The following is a 1,334-nucleotide window of genomic DNA, read 5'->3' on the forward strand; positions in this document are numbered from 1 at the left end:
TGTGGTGCCTGGGGTGGTGCCGTGGGTGGTGTCGGGTCGTGGTGTTGGTGGGTTGCGGGGGCAGGCGGCTGGGTTGTTGTCGCGGGTTGAGGGTGATGGTGGGTTGTCGGCGGTGGATGTGGGGTGGTCTTTGGCGTCGGGTCGGGCGGGGTTTGAGCATCGTGCGGTGGTGGTGGGTGGTGGTCGTGAGGAGTTGGTTGCTGGTGTGGGTGGGTTGGTGCGGGGTGGGGGTGGTGGGGGTGTGATTGAGGGCCCGGTGGGTGGTGTGCTGGGTGGTGGTCTGGCTGTGTTGTTTTCTGGTCAGGGTTCTCAGCGGGTGGGGATGGGTCGTGAGTTGTATGGCCGGTTCCCGGTGTTTGCTGGGGCGTTTGATGAGGTGTGTGGGGTGTTGGACCGGGAGTTGGCCGGTTATGTGGGGTGTGGGGTGGGTGATGTCGTCTTTGGTGTGGGCGGCGGTGTGGGTTTGTTGGATGAGACGGTGTTTACGCAGGCTGGTTTGTTTGCGGTGGAGTGGGCGTTGTTCCGGTTGTTGGAGTCGTGGGGTGTGCGGCCGGATTTTGTGGGTGGGCATTCGGTTGGTGAGTTGGTTGCTGCGTGTGTTGCTGGTGTGTGGTCGTTGGAGGATGCGGCGCGGTTGGTTGCTGCGCGTGGTCGGTTGATGCAGGGGTTGCCGTCGGGTGGGGCGATGGTGGCGGTGGAGGCGGGTGAGGAGGAGGTTGCGGGGTTGTTGGCGGGTTGTGGTGGTCGTGTGGTGGTTGCGGCTGTCAATGGTCCGTTGTCGGTGGTGGTTTCGGGTGAGGTGGGTGCGGTTGTTGAGGTTGAGGGGGTGTTGCGGGGGCGGGGTCGTAGGACGAAGCGGTTGTCGGTGTCGCATGCGTTTCATTCGCCGTTGGTGGATGGGATGCTTGATGAGTTTCGTGTGGTTGCGGAGGGTTTGACGTATCGGGTTCCTGGGATTCCTGTGGTGTCGAATGTGAGTGGTGGGGTGGTTTCGGCTGGGGAGTTGTGTTCGGCGGATTATTGGGTGCGTCATGTGCGTGAGGCGGTGCGTTTCGCGGATGGTGTGCGGGCGTTGTCGGCGTGTGGTGTGTCGGTGTTTGTTGAGTTGGGTCCTGATGGTGTGTTGAGTGGGTTGGGCGCGGAGTCGGTGCCTGATGGTGTGTTTGTGCCGGTGTTGCGTGGTGGGCGGTCGGAGGAGCGGTCGTTCGTTTCGGGTGTGGCGCGGGCGTGGGTGTGTGGTGTGTCTGTTGATTGGTCGGGGGTGTTCGGGGGGACGGGTGCGTCCCGGGTGGATCTGCCGACGTATGCCTTCCAACGCAACCGCTACTGGCTGG

At 63.2% G+C, this 1,334-nt stretch carries 1 protein-coding gene; it reads left to right on the top strand.

What is annotated here, in order from left to right:
* Nucleotides 1-241: 241 nt before the first annotated feature.
* The coding region (locus tag ACWIHY_RS40360) for an acyltransferase domain-containing protein (protein WP_454381750.1) at nucleotides 242-1,334 on the top strand (1,093 nt) is incomplete at its 3' end.

The sequence above is a fragment of the Streptomyces sp. NPDC055287 genome (assembly GCF_053646035.1).